This is a genomic window from Vibrio sp. 1288 (assembly GCF_033344475.1).
In genome coordinates this window covers 1-802 of record NZ_JAWPOX010000347.1, presented here as the reverse complement: position 1 = coordinate 802, position 802 = coordinate 1, and the positions used below count along the sequence as shown (strand labels likewise).

Below are 802 nucleotides of genomic sequence, written 5' to 3'. Positions count from 1 at the left end.
ACTTGAAACTGCCTTTTTTTGAAAATGCTTTAAAGATGGTCGAAAACAGCGGGAAATCATACGCACCTAAACGGGTTTCTTGTAAATACGGCTCAAGAAACAGTTGATACTCTTCTTCTGTTGCACCGCCATCGGTAATGATTTCCCCAAAAATATGCACGTCTTGGGTTATGTCGTCTGTCCATACGCGTTTTAGGTGTTCAAGCGTCATGTGCTTCGCGGCATCAATGCGGAAGCCTTTCACACCTATCGCTTTCAATGCTTTTAGGTAAGCTCGCTGCTGCTCGACAACATGTTCACAAACGCGAAGGGTTGGTAAACCAGGATCGGTTGGCCCACCTGTAATTCGGCCATTTTGGACCTGCCATTTATCTTTCCAGTCTTTGATACCAAACGCTTCAACAAAATCTTCTTCGCTAAATAGCGGTTTGGATAAATCGCCGAAAAGCTTTAAAGACTGGTATTTATGTTCGTTTTGTCGGTATTGATCTAACACATCCTGACGAGGATATTGCAGATCACGGCGTAAATGTGCTTCGTTAGCCATGTGGTTAAACACCACATCGGCGTATACCAAAACGCCTACGCGTTCGAGCTCGCGAACCATATAGATGAAGTCTTGGGTGTCACCGAGCGCGTTGTCGATAACACGGTAATCTTGTGGTTGATAGCGCTGCCACCAACGTTCATCGTGGGCGCTTTTCATTGGTGGCGAAACCAACACCGAGCCATAACCTAGCTCGTGGATTTCATTTGCTCGTTGGGCAATGTCAGCGTACTTCCAATCAAAGGCGTGCAAAAT

1 protein-coding gene is annotated in these 802 nt (G+C 45.9%); it reads right to left on the bottom strand.

Annotation, left to right across the window (positions count from 1 at the left end; all coding sequences use genetic code 11):
• On the bottom strand, positions 1 to 802 hold an 802-nt coding region (locus R8O11_RS26680), incomplete at both ends, for an alpha-amylase family glycosyl hydrolase (RefSeq protein ID WP_318194804.1).